Origin of the sequence: Methylobacterium sp. WL6, assembly GCF_008040095.1 — a bacterium.
Taxonomy (GTDB): Bacteria; Pseudomonadota; Alphaproteobacteria; order Rhizobiales; family Beijerinckiaceae; genus Methylobacterium.
In genome coordinates, this window is the sequence record NZ_VRVH01000690.1 from 1 (window position 1) to 496 (window position 496).

Below are 496 nucleotides of genomic sequence, written 5' to 3' on the forward strand. Positions count from 1 at the left end.
CGCCGGCGGCCGAGCGGCGCATCGCCTGCGCCGCCTCGGCACCGGTCGCGCCGATCGAGACCGTGGTCTCCTCCGCCGAGCGGCGGAAGCTGTCCACGGCCTCGGCGGTGCGCGCCGCGATCTCGGCCGAGAGGGTCGCGATGGTCTCGCGGAGCGAACCGGTGGCGCCCGAGGCGCCGTGGGCGAAGGTGTCGCCGAGGTTGGCGAAGGCGGCCTCCAGGCTGGAGGCGGCCTCCTGCGAGCGCTGGGCCACGAGGCTGCCGGCGCGCTCGCCCGCCGCGTCGAGGCGGGTCTCCAGGTCGCCGCCGTGGAGGGTGATGGTTTCGTGCAGGCGCCCGGCGATCGCCTCGATGCGGTCGGCGACGCCGCCGCCGCCTGTGGTGACCGCCTCCGCGACCCGCTCGGCGGTGCCGATGAGGTCGTCGCGGACGGCGGCGGCGCGCGACGCGAAGGTCTCGATGACCCCCGCGGCGGCGAGCGCCAGCCCGGCCTGGGC

1 protein-coding gene is annotated in these 496 nt (G+C 78.2%); it reads right to left on the minus strand.

The genetic code is table 11. The features are described from left to right. Positions 1-496 (minus strand): hypothetical protein (locus FV230_RS30260; protein ID WP_187275681.1); only part of this gene is annotated, 496 nt, incomplete at both ends.